The sequence below is a fragment of the Haemophilus sp. Marseille-P9675 genome (assembly GCF_916862695.1).
In the GTDB taxonomy this organism is placed as follows: domain Bacteria; phylum Pseudomonadota; class Gammaproteobacteria; order Enterobacterales; family Pasteurellaceae; genus Haemophilus; species Haemophilus haemolyticus_K.
Map to the genome: position 1 here is coordinate 196,251 of NZ_CAKASP010000001.1, position 16,752 is coordinate 213,002.

The 16,752-nt window shown below is 38.0% G+C and carries 14 protein-coding genes; all 14 read left to right on the plus strand.

All coding sequences use genetic code 11. The features are described 5' to 3' along the window. Window positions 1-2: 2 nt before the first annotated feature. The gene (ftsL, locus tag LIX50_RS00945) at window positions 3-326 is read left to right on the plus strand and encodes a cell division protein FtsL (protein ID WP_048954129.1); all 324 of its coding nucleotides are present in this window, start codon (window positions 3-5) and stop codon (window positions 324-326) included. 11 nt (window positions 327-337) lie between these two features. Then, complete coding sequence (locus LIX50_RS00950; RefSeq protein ID WP_048954128.1) at window positions 338-2,167, plus strand: penicillin-binding transpeptidase domain-containing protein; 1,830 nt, start codon at window positions 338-340, stop codon at window positions 2,165-2,167. A gap of 9 nt (window positions 2,168-2,176) precedes the next feature. Next, window positions 2,177-3,643 carry a UDP-N-acetylmuramoyl-L-alanyl-D-glutamate--2,6-diaminopimelate ligase gene (gene murE / locus LIX50_RS00955; protein ID WP_048954127.1) on the plus strand — a complete coding sequence of 489 codons (1,467 nt, stop codon included), beginning with the start codon at window positions 2,177-2,179 and terminating at the stop codon, window positions 3,641-3,643. Window positions 3,644-3,661: 18 nt separating this feature from the next. Continuing rightward, window positions 3,662-5,035, plus strand: coding sequence for a UDP-N-acetylmuramoyl-tripeptide--D-alanyl-D-alanine ligase (gene murF, locus LIX50_RS00960; RefSeq protein ID WP_048954126.1), 1,374 nt, complete (start codon window positions 3,662-3,664; stop codon window positions 5,033-5,035). After that, entirely contained in the window at window positions 5,029-6,111 is a 1,083-nt protein-coding gene (mraY, locus tag LIX50_RS00965; RefSeq protein ID WP_048954125.1) for a phospho-N-acetylmuramoyl-pentapeptide-transferase, read from the plus strand. Before murF ends, mraY begins: the two co-directional genes overlap by 7 nt. Before the next feature lie 122 nt (window positions 6,112-6,233). Then, window positions 6,234-7,550 carry a UDP-N-acetylmuramoyl-L-alanine--D-glutamate ligase gene (gene murD / locus LIX50_RS00970; protein ID WP_048954124.1) on the plus strand — a complete coding sequence of 439 codons (1,317 nt, stop codon included), beginning with the start codon at window positions 6,234-6,236 and terminating at the stop codon, window positions 7,548-7,550. Window positions 7,551-7,555: 5 nt separating this feature from the next. Beyond that, window positions 7,556-8,740 (plus strand): putative lipid II flippase FtsW, encoded by a 1,185-nt coding sequence (gene ftsW / locus LIX50_RS00975; RefSeq protein WP_048954123.1) that lies wholly within the window; start codon window positions 7,556-7,558, stop codon window positions 8,738-8,740. A 10-nt stretch (window positions 8,741-8,750) separates the two neighbouring features. Beyond that, window positions 8,751-9,806, plus strand: a complete 1,056-nt coding sequence (murG, locus tag LIX50_RS00980; protein WP_048954122.1) for an undecaprenyldiphospho-muramoylpentapeptide beta-N-acetylglucosaminyltransferase — start codon at window positions 8,751-8,753, stop codon at window positions 9,804-9,806. Window positions 9,807-9,874: 68 nt separating this feature from the next. Beyond that, a complete protein-coding gene (gene murC / locus LIX50_RS00985; RefSeq protein ID WP_048954121.1) occupies window positions 9,875-11,302 on the plus strand; it encodes a UDP-N-acetylmuramate--L-alanine ligase in 1,428 nt (475 codons plus the stop codon). A gap of 119 nt (window positions 11,303-11,421) precedes the next feature. After that, window positions 11,422-12,342, plus strand: coding sequence for a D-alanine--D-alanine ligase (locus LIX50_RS00990; protein WP_048954120.1), 921 nt, complete (start codon window positions 11,422-11,424; stop codon window positions 12,340-12,342). A 1-nt stretch (window position 12,343) separates the two neighbouring features. Next, window positions 12,344-13,108, plus strand: a complete 765-nt coding sequence (locus LIX50_RS00995; RefSeq protein ID WP_048954119.1) for a cell division protein FtsQ/DivIB — start codon at window positions 12,344-12,346, stop codon at window positions 13,106-13,108. 18 nt (window positions 13,109-13,126) lie between these two features. Beyond that, window positions 13,127-14,404: a cell division protein FtsA gene (gene ftsA, locus LIX50_RS01000; RefSeq protein ID WP_048954118.1), complete on the plus strand. Its 1,278-nt coding sequence runs from the start codon at window positions 13,127-13,129 to the stop codon at window positions 14,402-14,404. 83 nt (window positions 14,405-14,487) lie between these two features. Then, window positions 14,488-15,747 (plus strand): cell division protein FtsZ, encoded by a 1,260-nt coding sequence (gene ftsZ, locus LIX50_RS01005; RefSeq protein WP_048954117.1) that lies wholly within the window; start codon window positions 14,488-14,490, stop codon window positions 15,745-15,747. Between the two features lie 32 nt (window positions 15,748-15,779). Then, entirely contained in the window at window positions 15,780-16,697 is a 918-nt protein-coding gene (gene lpxC, locus LIX50_RS01010; protein WP_048954116.1) for a UDP-3-O-acyl-N-acetylglucosamine deacetylase, read from the plus strand. Window positions 16,698-16,752 lie beyond the last annotated feature (55 nt).

Below are 16,752 nucleotides of genomic sequence, written 5' to 3' on the forward strand. Positions count from 1 at the left end.
TGATGTCTGAAAATAATAAACCTCGTTATCCGTTACAGCAGATTTTAGTTGAAGATTTATTTTCTTCAAATAAGTTAATTGTTTTCTTATTAATAGCAATTTTGGTATCCGCAATGGGCGCTATTTGGGTGACGCATAAAACACGTCAGTTAATTTCTGAAAATGGTGCACTTATTTTACAACGGCAAGCGCTTGAAAATGAATATCGAAATTTACAGGTGCAGGAAGCGACTGAAGGGGATAGCACAAGAGTAGAATCTATTGCTGTAGGTACTTTAAAAATGAAACCTTTAACGACAGAACAAGAAGTTGAGATTAGAGAATAATAGGTAAAAAGATGGTTAAATTCAATTCTTCTCGTAAATCAAATAAGTCTAAAAAAACAATTAGAAAATTAACCGCACCTGAAGCCGTGAAACATAACAAACCGAAAATGGTGTTTGATAAATGTTTTATGCGTGGACGTTATATTATTTCGGTATTTTTTGTTTTTCTTGGTTTGTGTGCATTGGTAGCTCGTGCTGGTTATGTCCAATCTATTAATGCTGATACCTTATCTGGCGAGGCAGATAAACGCTCGTTACGTAAAGATGAAATTCTTTCAGTGCGTGGTTCAATTTTAGATCGTAATGGGCAATTATTATCAGTAAGTGTCCCGATGAGTGCAATAGTAGCTGATCCCAAAACGATGTTAAAAGAAGATGCTTTAGCGGATAAAGAGCGTATTAATGCATTAGCACAAGAGATAGGAATGAGTAGCAATGACTTGATTAAAAAAATTGAGAAAAATTCAAAATCAGGTTATTTGTATTTGGCTCGTCAAGTAGAGTCAAATAAAGCAGATTATATTAAAAAATTAAACGTTAAAGGCGTTTTCTTAGAAACTGAACATCGTCGTTTTTATCCACGTGTAGAAGAAGCTGCACATTTAGTTGGTTATACTGATATTGATGGGAATGGTATAGAAGGGATAGAGAAAAGTTTTAATACCATGCTTGTGGGGAAAGATGGTTCACGCACAGTACGTAAAGATAAGCGAGGTAACATTGTTGAACACATTTCTGATGAAAAAAAATATGATGCGCAAGATGTTACGTTAAGTATTGATGAAAAATTACAATCTATGGTGTATCGTGAAATTAAAAAAGCGGTATCAGAAAATAATGCTGAATCAGGTACAGCTGTATTAGTTGATGTTCGTACAGGAGAAGTATTAGCCATGGCTACTGCGCCATCCTATAACCCGAATAATCGTGTTGGCGTTAAATCAGAATTAATGCGTAATCGTGCTATTACGGATACCTTTGAGCCGGGTTCTACTGTAAAGCCTTTAGTTGTGTTAACTGCACTTCAACGTGGTGTAGTTCGTCGTGATGAAGTTATTAATACGGGGTCTTTTACAGTAAGTGGAAAAGAAATTGTAGACGTAGCACCACGTGCGCAACAAACATTAGATGAAATATTAATTAATTCAAGTAACCGTGGTGTAAGTCGCCTTGCGTTACGTATGCCCCCAAGTGCCTTGATGGAAACCTATCAAAATGCAGGTTTAGGTAAGTCGACAGATTTGGGATTGATTGGTGAACAGGCTGGGATTTTAAATGCCAATCGTAAACGTTGGGCGGATATTGAACGTGCAACGGTTTCTTATGGTTATGGTATTACTGCAACACCACTCCAAATAGCTAGAGCTTATGCAACGCTTGGTAGCTTCGGTATTTATCGTCCACTCTCTATTACAAAAGTTGATCCACCTGTAATAGGGAAACGAGTTTTTTCTGAAAAAATCACGAAGGATATTGTCGGTATTTTAGAAAAAGTAGCGATTAAAAATAAGCGAGCGATGGTTGAAGGATATCGTGTTGGTGTAAAAACGGGTACAGCACGTAAATTAGAGAATGGTCATTATGTGAATAAATACGTTGCATTCACAGCGGGGATTGCACCAATTAGTGATCCACGTTATGCCTTAGTCATTTTGATTAACGATCCAAAAGCTGGGGAATATTATGGTGGTGCGGTTTCAGCTCCTGTGTTCTCTAGTATTATGGGTTATGCATTACGTGCTAACGGAATTCCACAAGATGCGGAACCAACAGAAAAAACAATGAAAAGTGCGAAACGCATTGTATATGTTGGTGAGCGTAAGAATGAAAAAATGAATTAAGGAAAAATAATGAAAAAACTCACCGCACTTTTTGATTTACCTGAATTAAAGGATGAGATAGAACTCCATAATATGGTATTGGATAGCCGTAAAGTTAAAACAGGGGATCTTTTTGTAGCAATAAAAGGACATCAAGTCGATGGAAATCAATTTATTGATTCGGCTATTCACTTTGGTGCAAGTGCGGTGCTTTCTGAGACGGAATTATCTAGCGAGCATTTAACAGTAATATTTATTGGGAATGTGCCAGTAGTTAAGTTTTATCAACTTGCACGCCATCTTTCGTTGTTGGCAGATATTTTTTATGATTCGCCTTCTAAGAAATTAACGCTTGTTGGCGTAACTGGGACAAATGGCAAGACTACTATTTCTCAATTATTAGCACAATGGGCGGAGCTATTAGGCCATCGTGCGGCAGTAATGGGAACAATTGGTAATGGACTTTTAGGTGCCGTAGTTGAGGCTAAGAATACGACAGGGTCTGCGGTAGAACTTCAGTCTTCCCTTGCCAAATTTAGACAAGATGGAGCCGATTTCGCTGCAATTGAGGTTTCATCACATGGTTTAGCCCAATATCGAGTAGAAGCATTACATTTTAAGGCCGCTATTTTTACAAATCTAACTCGTGATCATCTTGATTATCATCAAACAATGGAAAATTATGCTTCCGCTAAAAAACGCTTATTCACCGAATTAGATACGCAAATTAAAGTGATTAATGTGGATGATGAGATTGGCTGCCAATGGTTAAGTGAATTGCCTGATGCGATTGCAGTTAGTACAAGCACCGATTTCCAAGCAAACTCACATCAATGGATGAAGGCAACAAATATCCACTATCATGCTCAAGGCGCAGAGATTACTTTTGAATCTAGCTGGGGTAATGGCGTATTGCATAGTCCATTAATCGGTGCTTTCAATGTAAGCAATTTGTTATTAGTGATGACCACGTTATTATCATTTGGTTACCCATTGGAAAATTTACTCGCTACGGCGAAATCTTTGAAAGGAGTATGTGGAAGAATGGAAATGATTCAGTATCCAAACAAGCCAACGGTCATCGTTGATTATGCTCACACCCCTGATGCATTAGAGAAGGCATTACTTGCAGCACGGGAGCACTGTCAAGGTGAATTATGGTGCATTTTTGGCTGTGGCGGTGATCGCGATCGAGGTAAACGTCCATTAATGGCAAAAGTGGCAGAACAATTTGCTGATAAAGTTATCGTGACAAAAGATAACCCGCGATCAGAGCCTTATAAACAAATTGAGGATGATATTGTTTCTGGTTTTATTAATATGGATAAAGTGGGTATTATTCCTGATAGAGAACAAGCTATCCAATTTGCAATTGAAAGTACTATTGAAAATGATGTAATTTTAATTGCGGGTAAAGGTCATGAGCATTATCAAATTATTGGTAATGAAGTGATTTCATTTTCTGATCAAGATGTAGCACATGATTTTTTAAAGTAAAATAATAACAATTAAATTATGATTAAACTCTCTACTGAACAATTAGCACAGATTCTTCAAGCTAAATTAATTGGCGATAAAAATGTGCAAGTTGAAGAAATTAATACAGATACCCGAAAAAGTGTATCAAATAGTTTATTTTTTGCGTTGAAAGGCGAAAAGTTTGATGCTCACCAATATCTTGAACAAGCGGTAGTACAAGGTGCGGTAGCCGTTGTTGTTCAGCAAGAAAATTCTTCCATTTCTGTTCCACAACTGGTGGTTAAGGATACTCGAATTGCTTTGGGCGAACTTGCAAAATGGTTACGTGAGAAAATTAATCCGCGTACTGTCGCGATGACAGGGTCTTCTGGTAAAACTACGGTAAAAGAAATGACGGCGAGTATTTTGCAACATACTGCTGGTGATTCGGAAGCAATACTTTTTACCAATGGTAATTTTAATAATGATATTGGTGTGCCTTTAACCCTTCTTCGCTTAACAGAAAAACATCGTTTCGCTGTGATCGAACTTGGTGCAAATCATCAAGGTGAAATTGATTACACCACAAAATTAGCTCAACCTGATGCCGCATTGATTAATAATATTGCGCCTGCGCATTTAGAGGGCTTTGGTTCTTTAGAGGGCGTTGCACAAGCTAAAGGTGAGATTTATCGTGGTTTAACATCGAATGGCGTGGCGATTATTAATGCAGAACATAACCATTTAGATTTTTGGCAAAAAGAAATCGGTGAACATGAAATTCAATATTTCAACGGTAAAGATTATTCTGCAAAAAATATTCATCATACTGCTCAAGGCTCCACTTTTACACTTATTTCCCCACAAGGTGAAATGGAGATTAACTTACCTTACCTTGGTGAACATAATGTAAAAAATGCCTTGGCTGCTACCGCACTTGCGATGAATGTCGGTGCAACCCTTACGGATGTAAAAGCTGGATTAGAACAACGTTCACAAGTGAAAGGACGTTTATTCCCAATTCAAGTAACGCCTAATTTATTGTTATTAGATGATACTTATAACGCAAATAAAGATTCTCTGTGTGCTGCCATTGATGTCCTAAAAAGTTATGAAGCTTTCCGTATTTTGTGTGTCGGTGATATGAAAGAGTTGGGGGAAAACTCTCTCGCTATTCACCGTGAAGTAGGACAACATGCCAACTCGGCAAATTTAAATTTAGTTTGTTCTTATGGCAACGAAAGTGCGGTTATTTCTGAGGCTGTTTCGGGTAAGCATTTTACTGATAAGGTGGAAATGGTTGATTTTCTTGTGCCATTGATTGAAACACAATTACAACAAAATAACAAAGTCGTGGTGCTAGGAAAAGGCTCGCGCTCAATGAAAATGGAAGATGTGATTTATTCATTAAAGGATAAAATTAAATGTTAGTCTGGCTTGCTGAATATCTTATTCGTTATGAAACCGCATTTAATGCGATTTCTTATATTACCGTCCGTGCAATTCTTGCATTATTAACCGCACTTTTTATCTCACTTTGGATTGGTCCAAAAGTGATCAAACGTTTACAGATCTTAAAGTTTGGCCAAGAAGTGCGAAATGATGGTCCTGAAAGTCACTTTGCAAAAAAAGGCACCCCCACTATGGGCGGAGTGATGATTTTATTCTCTATTGGCGTAAGTACGTTATTATGGGCAAATCTTGCTAATCCTTATATTTGGGTTTGCTTATTTGTATTATTTGGATATGGTGCAATTGGTTTTGTGGATGATTTCCGTAAAATTACCCGTAAAAACACGGATGGTTTGATTGCGCGTTGGAAATATTTTTGGATGTCTGTTGTGGCATTAGTGGCAATCCTTTGGCTTTATTGGCTTGGCCACGACACTGATGCCACCCGTTTAGTGATTCCATTCTTTAAAGACATTATGCCTCAATTAGGTTTGTTCTATATTGTGTTGTCTTACTTTGTGATTGTTGGAACCGGTAATGCGGTGAATTTAACAGATGGTTTGGATGGATTGGCGATAATGCCAACCGCGCTTGTCGCAGGTGCGTTTGCGTTAATTGCATGGGCGACGGGTAACGTGAATTTCGCAGAATACTTGCACATCCCATACATTAAATATAGTTCTGAGGTGGTTGTATTTTGTACAGCCATTGTTGGTGCAGGGCTAGGATTCTTATGGTTCAATACTTATCCAGCACAAGTCTTTATGGGCGATGTAGGTTCCCTTGCATTAGGCGGCGCGCTTGGTGTCGTGGCAATCCTAGTTCGTCAGGAATTTTTGCTTGTGATAATGGGCGGGGTGTTTGTTGTTGAAGCGCTCTCTGTTATTTTGCAAGTGGGATCTTATAAGTTACGCAAACAACGCATTTTTAGAATGGCACCGATTCACCATCATTTTGAATTGAAGGGATGGCCAGAGCCAAGAGTCATTATTCGGTTTTGGATTATTTCCTTAATGTTGGTGTTGATGGGATTGGTAACCTTGAAGTTACGTTAATAAATATAGCTAGGTTCGCTCTTTCAGTTTTTGAAAGGGCGACCTTTTTACGTTAGTAAAGGAAATTTATATTTCCATCCATAATATAATTTTAGAATTTATAGCAATTAAGAAGAAAGAAAATGAACGCCTATCAAAACAAAAATATTACTATCATCGGGCTTGGCAAAACAGGTCTTTCTTGCGTGGATTATCTCTTATCCCAACAGGCTAATATTCGAGTGATTGATACCCGAAAAAATCCTACTGGTGTTGATAAACTTCCTCAAAATATCCCTCTTCATACTGGTAGTTTAAATCAGGAATGGTTACTGGAAAGCGATATGATCGTTATCAGCCCAGGGCTTGCGGTAAAAACACCTGAAATTCAAACCGCACTTAAAGCTGGCGTAGAAGTAATTGGTGATATTGAATTATTCTGCCGTGCGGCGACGAAGCCAATTGTCGGGATTACCGGTTCAAATGGAAAAAGTACTGTGACTACCTTGGTTTATGAAATGGCGAAAGCTGCTGGTGTGAAAGTTGGTATGGGGGGAAATATTGGGATTCCCGCTTTGTCATTGTTGAATGAAGATTGTGAACTTTATGTATTAGAGCTGTCTAGTTTTCAGCTTGAAACAACTTACAGCTTAAAATCTGCGGCTGCAACTGTCTTAAACGTGACTGAAGATCATATGGATCGTTATGTGGATTTAGAAGATTATCGCCAAGCAAAATTACGCATTTATCATAATGCTGAGGTCGGCGTTTTGAATAATGAGGATAAGCTGACTTTTGGTGAAGATGAAAATCAAGCGAAACAAACCATTTCTTTTGCGGAAAAGTCAGCAGATTATTGGCTAAAAACGGAAAACGGCAAGCAATACTTAATGGCAAAAGATGAAGTAATTTTGCCTTGTGAAGAAGCAACATTAGTCGGTCGCCATAATTATATGAATATTTTGGCGGCAACGGCATTGGCACAAGCTGTTGGTATTAATTTAGATTCAATTCGTACCGCACTTCGTCATTTCAAAGGGCTAGACCATCGTTTTCAATTAGCGTATCAGGCTAATGGCATTCGTTGGATTAATGATTCTAAAGCAACAAATGTGGGGAGTACAGTTGCCGCATTATCTGGCCTTTATGTGGAAGGCAAATTGCATTTGTTGTTAGGCGGTGATGGAAAAGGAGCTGATTTTTCAGAATTAGCTGAATTAATTAATCAACCACACATTATTTGTTATTGTTTTGGTCGAGATGGTTCACAATTAGCGAAACTTTCTCCACAAAGTCACTTATTTGAAACAATGGGGCAGGCAATTGAATTTTTACGCCCTATATTGTGTGTAGGTGATATGGTATTATTGTCTCCTGCTTGTGCAAGTTTAGATCAGTTTACCTCTTTTGAAAAACGTGGTGAAGAATTTACACGTTTGGCTCAACTTAATAACGTATAGAATATATGGAATTATTACAAAAGCTCAAAAAAAATTACGATGAGTGGACTCGTATTACCCCACAAGGACTATTATATGATCGTGCTCTATTCTGGCTATTTGTAATTTTGCTTTTGATTGGTCTTATTGCAGTGACATCCGCTTCCATTCCTTATAGCTCAAGACTATTCAATGATCCGTTTTACTTTGCCAAACGTGATGCACTCTATGTCTGCTTATCTTTAGCAACTTGCTACAGCATGTTGTATTTACCTTCTGAAAGGTTAGAAAGATGGCATGCAAAAATTTTCTGGGTTGCGGTAGTATTGCTCGTAGCTGTGTTATTTATTGGCACTTCGGTAAACGGTGCTAAACGTTGGATTTCTTTAGGTATTTTGAATTTTCAGCCTGCAGAATTTGCAAAATTAGCCCTAACTTGTTTTTTAGCAAGCTATTTTACTCGTCGTTATGATGAAGTACGTGGTCGTAAATTTAGTGCGGTGAAGCCATTTATTGTTATGGGTGTAATGGGGATGTTCCTGTTGGTTCAGCCAGATATGGGAAGTACCGTGGTGCTCTTTGTAATAACTTTCTGTATGCTATTTATTGTTGGCGCACACTTTTTTCAATTTGTTTTATTAGTGGCTACAGGGGGGGTACTAGGTGCATGGTTGATTATTTCAGCATCTTATCGTTTGAAACGATTTACAGGTTTTTTAGATCCTTTTAAAGATCCATACGGTACAGGTTTCCAATTAACTAATTCTCTTATGGCATTTGGTCGAGGTGAGATTACTGGTGAGGGACTGGGTAATTCAATTCAAAAACTAGATTATTTACCCGAAGCGCATACAGACTTTATCATGGCGATTATTGGCGAAGAGTTTGGCTTGATTGGTATTATTATTGTTGTCACTTTATTGGGATTACTTATATTTCGCGCTTTGAAAATTGGTAAAGAGTCTTTGATATTAGAGCAACGTTTTCGAGGTTTTTTTGCATTAGGAATTGGCTTTTGGATTTTTTTCCAAGGATTTGTCAATTTAGGTATGGCTCTTGGTATGTTACCAACTAAAGGTTTAACTTTCCCTCTTGTCAGCTATGGTGGCTCTAGTATTATTATTATGTCAGCAACGATTGGTATTTTATTACGTATAGATCATGAAAATCGCCTACTCCGAGCTGGCCAGGCACGTTTGCGTGATGATTAGAGACATAAAGATGAAAAATAAAAAATTATTAGTAATGGCCGGTGGGACTGGCGGACATGTTTTTCCAGCAATAGCTGTCGCACAAACTTTACAGAAACAAGGATGGGATATTTGTTGGTTAGGTACAAAAGATAGGATGGAAGCCCAGCTTGTACCTAAGTACGGTATTCCAATTTATTTTATTCAAATTTCAGGATTGCGTGGTAAAGGCTTAAAAGCCTTACTTACTGCACCTTTTGCTATTTTACGCGCAATCCTACAAGCAAAAAAAATTATTCAACATGAGAAACCTGATGCCGTGCTTGGCATGGGAGGGTATGTGTCAGGTCCTGGCGGTATTGCTGCAAAACTTTGTGGTGTACCGATAATTTTGCATGAACAAAATGCGATAGCGGGTTTAACGAATAAATGGTTAGCTAAAATTGCGAAGCGGGTATTGCAGGCTTTTCCAACGGCTTTTCCAAATGCAGAGGTTGTTGGGAATCCTGTTAGACAAGATTTATTTCAGATGTCTAATCCTGAAATTCGTTTTTCTGAACGTGGAGATAAATTACGCGTTTTAGTTGTAGGGGGAAGCCAAGGGGCGAGAGTATTGAATCATACGTTACCAAAAGTTTTCTCTAAACTCGAGAATAAATTAGATATTCGCCATCAAGTAGGGAAAGGTGCAGTAGATGAAGTGAAAGCGCTTTATGCAGAAAATGCTCATCGAGTTAAAATAACAGAGTTTATTGATGATATGGCAGAAGCTTATTCTTGGGCAGATGTGGTGATTTGTCGTTCAGGTGCATTAACGGTTTGCGAAATTGCTGCAGTTGGTGCAGCAGCTATTTTTGTACCTTTCCAACATAAAGATCGCCAGCAATATTTGAATGCTAAATATTTGGCTGATGTTGGTGCCGCAAAAATTGTGGAGCAAGTTGATTTAACGCCTGATATTTTGGTGAACTATTTAAAAAATTTCTCACGTGAAAATTTATTGCAAATGGCAATCAAAGCAAAAGAAATGGCAACACCATTATCAGCGCAACGAGTTGCAGATGTAATCATTGAAAATTCAAAGTAATAACAAAAACATTGTGAGTTTTTAACCGCACTTTAGTATTTTGCCAATAGGTCAAAAAGGAAATATAAATGAAACATTCCCACGAAGAAATTAGAAAAATTATTCCTGAAATGCGCCGTGTACAACAAATCCATTTTATTGGTATTGGTGGTGCGGGAATGAGTGGTATCGCTGAGATTTTATTAAATGAGGGCTATCAAATCTCTGGTTCAGATATTGCCGATGGCGTTGTTACTCAACGTTTAGTGCAAGCTGGGGCGCAAATTTATATTGGTCATGCGGCAGAGAATATAGAAGGCGCAAGTGTTGTTGTTGTGTCAAGTGCGATTCATGAAGATAATCCTGAGCTTATTGCTGCTAAGGAGAAACGTATCCCAGTTATTCAACGCGCACAAATGCTAGCTGAAATTATGCGTTTTCGTCATGGTATTGCTGTTGCAGGAACACACGGGAAGACGACTACTACTGCTATGATTTCCATGATTTATACCCAGGCAAAACTTGATCCAACCTTTGTAAATGGAGGATTGGTAAAATCTGCGGGTAAAAATGCGCATCTTGGTGCGAGTCGCTATTTAATTGCGGAGGCGGATGAAAGTGATGCTTCATTTTTACATTTGCAACCTATGGTTTCAGTGGTGACTAATATGGAACCCGATCATATGGATACGTATGAAGGCGATTTTGAGAAAATGAAAGCCACCTATGTGAAGTTTCTACATAATTTACCATTCTATGGTTTAGCCGTGATGTGTGCTGATGATCCTGTATTAATGGAACTTGTGCCAAAAGTTGGTCGTCAAGTAATTACCTATGGATTCAGTGAGCATGCGGATTATCGCATTGAAGATTATGAACAGACTGGTTTCCAAGGGCATTATGTAGTGATTTGTCCAAATGGTGAACGTATCAATGTATTATTAAATGTGCCAGGTAAACATAATGCCTTAAATGCAACGGCAGCATTGGCGGTAGCAAAAGAAGAAGGCATTGATAATGAAGCCATCTTAGTAGCATTAGCTGATTTCCAAGGGGCTGGTCGTCGATTCGATCAATTAGGTGAATTTATTCGTCCTAATGGAAAAGTACGTTTAGTAGATGATTATGGACATCACCCAACAGAAGTTGGTGTAACCATTAAAGCTGCACGAGAAGGATGGGGCGATAAACGAATTGTGATGATTTTCCAACCTCATCGTTATTCTCGTACTCGAGATTTATTTGATGATTTCGTTCAGGTACTTTCTCAAGTTGATGCGTTAATTATGCTTGATGTTTATGCAGCAGGAGAAGCCGCAATTGTCGGTGCGGATAGTAAATCACTTTGCCGTTCTATTCGTAATTTGGGAAAAGTTGATCCAATTTTAGTTTCTGATACATCACAATTAGGCGATGTGCTTGATCAAATTATTCAAGACGGTGATTTAATTCTAGCGCAAGGTGCGGGAAGTGTGAGTAAAATTTCTCGTGGTTTGGCTGAATCTTGGAAAAATTAATATAGGCTCTTGGTTATTTATAATCATCCTCTGTTGAGGAACAGCTATATTTCTCATGAAATAGAATAGAAAGAAATCTAGGATATATTTTCCCTAGGTAATGACGAACAGGATAAAAAATGAACTTAAAAAAAGAAAAAATTGCTGTATTACTAGGCGGTACATCTGCTGAGCGTGAAGTGTCTCTTCAATCGGGGAAAGCAGTATTAGAAGCTTTGTTGAATCAGGGGTATAACGCTCATCCAGTAGATCCTAAAGAATACCCAGTTGCAAATCTTAAAAATGATGGTTTTGATCGAGTATTTAATATTTTACACGGTCGTGGTGGTGAAGATGGCACAATGCAAGGTTTATTAGAGCAAATTGGTTTGCCTTATACTGGTTGTGGCGTGATGGCTTCTGCGTTGACGATGGATAAAATGCGTACAAAAATGCTATGGAGGGCGTTTGGATTACCTGTCGCTGAAATGGAAGTGGTTACGCGTGAAACTTTTAATAATCTTAATTCTGAAGAGGTTGTGGCAAGACTGGGCTTACCATTAATGGTAAAACCGTCTTTAGAAGGATCTAGTGTGGGATTAACAAAAGTGAAAACCGTAGAAGCCCTAAAAAGTGCGGTAGAATTTGCCCTTAAATTTGATAATACAATTTTAATTGAAGAGTGGCTTGCTGGAGATGAGTTAACTGTACCGGTATTAGATGGAAAGGTTTTACCTGCTATTCGTATTGTACCTGAAGGAGAGTTTTATGATTATCAGGCAAAATACATTTCAGATAATACACAATATTTTTGTCCTGCAGGCTTAACGCCTGAACGTGAACAAGAATTAGCGCTATTAGTGAAACGTGCTTATGATGCAGTAGGTTGTCGTGGTTGGACCCGTATTGATGTCATGTGTGATTCAAAAGGCAATTTCCGTTTAGTGGAAGTGAATACAAACCCAGGTATGACTAGTCATAGTTTATTTCCTAAATCAGCTGCGACAGTCGGGATTTCTTTTGAGCAACTTGTCGTGAAAATTTTGGAGTTAAGTGCATAATATGAACATTCTGAAAGGGAATACACCACAGAATATTCGTTTTGGCGAAAAAAAGTCCAAGTATTATTTTCACATCCGGGCTTTCTTTGCTTTGTTAGGCGCTTTGCTTGTGTTTAGCGTATATATTAATTGGCAAACACTTTTAGAAAAAATGGATGACAAACCCATGGGGGCATTTGCACTTATGGGGCAGAAAACATTTACGACAGATGCAGATATAAAAGAAAGCCTATTAAAAATGGGATCGTTAAAAGGCTTCTGGGGACAGGATGTTGAGCCTATTCAGGCTCAAATAGAAGCTTTGCCTTGGGTTAAGAATGCAGTTGTTCGGAAAATATGGCCAAATCGTTTAAGCATTTGGGTAACTGAATATCAGCCTGTAGCATTTTGGAATCATAACCAGTTAGTCACACAAGATGGTGTTGTATTTCAGCTTCCTTTTGAAAGGTTGAATAAGCAAACGTTACCTTATTTAGGAGGGCCAGATTATCAAAGCTTAAAAGTTTTGGAGGCATGGAATCAAATTTATGCTGATTTTAAAGCCAAGAATTTAATGGCAAAAGGCATGACAATTGATGAGCGTGGTGCATGGCAGGTTACGCTTGATAATGATATTGTGTTAAGATTAGGCAGAGGTGAGTGGAAATCGAAACTGGAGCGCTTTGTAACGATTTATCCACAAATTGATGTACCTGAAAATAAAAAAATAGATTATGTAGATTTACGATATACGGCAGGTGCTGCTGTAGGTATGGCAGATAAATAAAAATAACTAGGTGCAAAAATGGTTAAAGGTGTGGAAGCAAAAACGATTGTAGGATTAGAAGTTGGCACGTCAAAAGTTGTCGCAGTTGTTGGGGAAGTTTTCCCTGATGGCGTGGTAAATGTTCTTGGGATGGGAAGTTGCCCATCAAAAGGTATTGATCGTGGCAGTATTACTGATCTTGATGCTGTCGTCAATTCGATTCAACGTGCGATTGAAGGCGCTGAATCCATGGCAGACTGCCAAATTATGAGTGTGACTTTAGCAATTACAGGTGAGCATATTCAAAGCTTAAATGAAAGCGGCTTTGTACCTATTTCTGATCGCGAAGTAACACAAGATGAAATTGATGCGGCACTTCACACTGCAAGTTCGATTAAATTGCCAGAAGGATTATCTTTATTACATATTATTCCACAAGAATATGCAGTAGATCGTCAATTTAATATCAAGAATCCTCTTGGTTTACAAGGTGTTCGATTAAAAGCTCAAGTGCACTTAATTGCTTGCCATCAAGATTGGCAAAATAACTTAAAAAAAGCTGTTGAACGTTGTGGTTTACAGGTTGATAAAGTTGTATTTTCTGGTTTTGCTGCTACCCATTCAGTATTAACTGAAGATGAAAAAGATTTAGGGGTATGCTTAATTGACTTTGGCGCAGGTACAATGAATGTCATGGTTTACACTAATGGTGCTTTGCGTTTTAGTAAGGTAATTCCTTATGCTGGGAATATTGTGACAAATGATATTGCACACGCTTGTACCATTTCACGTGCAGAAGCTGAGCGTGTTAAAGTTAATTATGCAAGTGCATTTTATCCAGCACGTTTACATGGCGATAAAAAAATTGAAGTGGCAAGTATTGGTGGTCGAGCACCTCGTTCTTTAACTAAAAGTGATTTATCCTTAATTACATCTGCTCGTTATACTGAACTTTTAGGTGTAGTAAAAGATGAATTAGATAAATTAAAGAAAGAATTAGAAGCAAAACATATTAAATTTGAATTAATTGCAGGTGTTGTGATTACCGGTGGTGGCGCACAAATTGAAGATTTAAAAGAATGTGCTTCAGATGTATTTAATTGCCAAGTACGTATTGGTAGCCCGTTAAATATTACTGGTTTAACGGATTATGTGAGTCGTCCACAATATTCTACAGTAGTAGGATTATTACAATATAATCAAAGCAATAGTGATGATGATTTAATTTCGGGTAGTGATGATTCAGAGAGTGGTGTTTGGCAGCCAATTTGGCAAGGAATTAAAAAAATTGTCAATAAAGTGCGGTCAGAATTTTGATTATTTTGATTTTTCATCTACAATAAAGAGAATTTAGGTTTTATATATTGGGTCAGTTTGTCTGATCATAACGGAGAACATCAATGCTATACCCTGAGTACCCTGAGTACGACAATTTTAACGAGTCCGGCGCACTGATTAAAGTCGTAGGTGTGGGAGGCGGTGGCGGTAATGCCGTTAACCATATGGTTATGAATATGGTGAAACAAGAAATGGGTGGTACCTACTTAGGGGAAAGCACATTAACATCGGAAGAGCATGGCCGCATTATTTTCTATGCAGTAAATACTGATGCACAAGCTCTACGTAAAAGCCATGTTCAACAAACTGTACAAATTGGTGGAGAGACGACTAAAGGTTTAGGTGCAGGGGCAAATCCAAATATTGGCCGTAAAGCAGCGGAAGATGATCAAGAAGAAATCCGTAAAATGCTTGAAGGTGCAGATATGGTCTTTATTGCAGCTGGTATGGGGGGCGGTACAGGTACGGGGGCTGCGCCTGTTGTAGCGAGAATTGCAAAAGAATTAGGTATTTTAACTGTAGCGGTTGTTACTAAGCCGTTTGCTTTTGAAGGCAAAAAACGTATGCAATTTGCTGAATTGGGTATTAAAGATTTAGCACAATATGTTGATTCAATGATTATTATCCCAAATCAACAAATTCAAAAAGTTCTCCCTAAAAACGCTAAATTAATTGATGCATTTGCTGCAGCAAACGATGTATTACGTAATTCTGTAATGGGTATTTCAGATATGATTACCTCACCAGGTTTAATCAACGTAGACTTTGCTGATGTAAGAACTGTTATGTCAGAAATGGGACAAGCAATGATTGGCTTTGGTTCTGCTGTTGGTTCTGCGGGTGAAGGGCGTGCTGAAGAAGCCGCTCGTATTGCCGTACGTAATGATTTATTAGAGAAAATCGATCTTTCAAATGCAAAAGGTATTTTGGTGAATATCACTGCTGGTATGGATCTTTCTTTCGAAGAATTTAATATTGTCGGTGAAACGGTGGGTAGTTTTGCTTCTGAAGATGCTACTGTCGTGATTGGTACCAGCTTAGTGCCTGAAATGACGGACGAAATCCGAGTGACTATTGTTGCAACAGGATTAGGAGATATCTCAGTTAATGAGCCAATTCAAGTTGTTCGCCCAGTGCGCCAGCCACAAGATGTAAATATTGTGCCAGATATTCGTCGTCCGGAACCGGTTGAAGAAACTAAAACAGTAGAAGAGGAATATCATCGTCCGCTTGATAAACCTATTACAGATCGTTTAGATATGTTTAAAAACAATGCTTTCTTTAACCCTGCAGCACAACGTGATGAAAATTCATCAAATTGATGTAGTATTGCCTGAAATTAAGGGTAAATAATATGATTAAACAAAGAACATTAAAACAAAGCATTAAGGTCACTGGTGTAGGCTTGCATAGTGGCAAAAAGGTAACATTAACTTTACGCCCTGCAATGCCAAATACAGGGGTTGTATATTACCGTACAGATTTAAATCCAGCTGTGGCATTTCCAGCTGATCCTAATTCTGTGCGTGATACTATGCTTTGTACTGCCTTAATAAATGAGCAAGGTGTGCGTATTTCAACAGTTGAGCATTTAAATGCTGCGTTAGCAGGCCTTGGTATTGATAATATTATTATTGAAGTCGATGCTCCAGAAATTCCTATTATGGATGGGAGTGCGAGCCCATTTATTTATTTGTTATTGGATGCGGGTATTGAAGAACAAAACGCAGCGAAGAAGTTTATTCGTATTAAAGAATATGTACGTGTAGAAGACGGTGATAAGTGGGCTGAATTTAAGCCTTATAATGGTTTTCGTTTAAATTTCACTATTGATTTTGATCATCCTGCGATTGGTAAAAACGTACGTAATTATGATATGGAATTTTCGGCTCAAGCATTTGTTCATCAAATAAGCCGAGCAAGAACCTTTGGTTTTATGAAGGATATTGAATATCTTCAATCTCAAGGTTTGGCATTAGGTGGTAGCCTTGATAATGCCATCGTATTAGATGATTATCGTATTCTTAACGAGGATGGATTACGTTTCAAAGATGAATTAGTACGCCATAAAATGTTAGATGCGATCGGCGATCTTTACATGGCAGGCTATAACATCATTGGTGATTTCAAAGCTTATAAATCAGGACATGGTTTGAATAATAAATTGCTTCGCGCCGTTTTAGCTAATCAAGAAGCGTGGGAATTTGTCACCTTTGAAGATAAAGCTCAAGTACCGCAAGGGTATGTAGCGCCTGTTCAAGTATTGATTTAGTTCTTTTTTTGTTGAAAAAGCTATATTTCTGATAAGAAGTATAGCTTTTTTATTT

What these genes read in the sequence shown, in the direction of transcription:
- ftsL (WP_048954129.1), top strand. Translation starts at nt 3, where the DNA reads ATGTCTGAAAATAATAAACCTCGTTATCCGTTACAGCAGATTTTAGTT.
- LIX50_RS00950 (WP_048954128.1), top strand. Translation starts at nt 338, where the DNA reads ATGGTTAAATTCAATTCTTCTCGTAAATCAAATAAGTCTAAAAAAACA.
- murE (WP_048954127.1), top strand. Translation starts at nt 2,177, where the DNA reads ATGAAAAAACTCACCGCACTTTTTGATTTACCTGAATTAAAGGATGAG.
- murF (WP_048954126.1), top strand. Translation starts at nt 3,662, where the DNA reads ATGATTAAACTCTCTACTGAACAATTAGCACAGATTCTTCAAGCTAAA.
- mraY (WP_048954125.1), top strand. Translation starts at nt 5,029, where the DNA reads ATGTTAGTCTGGCTTGCTGAATATCTTATTCGTTATGAAACCGCATTT.
- murD (WP_048954124.1), top strand. Translation starts at nt 6,234, where the DNA reads ATGAACGCCTATCAAAACAAAAATATTACTATCATCGGGCTTGGCAAA.
- ftsW (WP_048954123.1), top strand. Translation starts at nt 7,556, where the DNA reads ATGGAATTATTACAAAAGCTCAAAAAAAATTACGATGAGTGGACTCGT.
- murG (WP_048954122.1), top strand. Translation starts at nt 8,751, where the DNA reads ATGAAAAATAAAAAATTATTAGTAATGGCCGGTGGGACTGGCGGACAT.
- murC (WP_048954121.1), top strand. Translation starts at nt 9,875, where the DNA reads ATGAAACATTCCCACGAAGAAATTAGAAAAATTATTCCTGAAATGCGC.
- LIX50_RS00990 (WP_048954120.1), top strand. Translation starts at nt 11,422, where the DNA reads ATGAACTTAAAAAAAGAAAAAATTGCTGTATTACTAGGCGGTACATCT.
- LIX50_RS00995 (WP_048954119.1), top strand. Translation starts at nt 12,344, where the DNA reads ATGAACATTCTGAAAGGGAATACACCACAGAATATTCGTTTTGGCGAA.
- ftsA (WP_048954118.1), top strand. Translation starts at nt 13,127, where the DNA reads ATGGTTAAAGGTGTGGAAGCAAAAACGATTGTAGGATTAGAAGTTGGC.
- ftsZ (WP_048954117.1), top strand. Translation starts at nt 14,488, where the DNA reads ATGCTATACCCTGAGTACCCTGAGTACGACAATTTTAACGAGTCCGGC.
- lpxC (WP_048954116.1), top strand. Translation starts at nt 15,780, where the DNA reads ATGATTAAACAAAGAACATTAAAACAAAGCATTAAGGTCACTGGTGTA.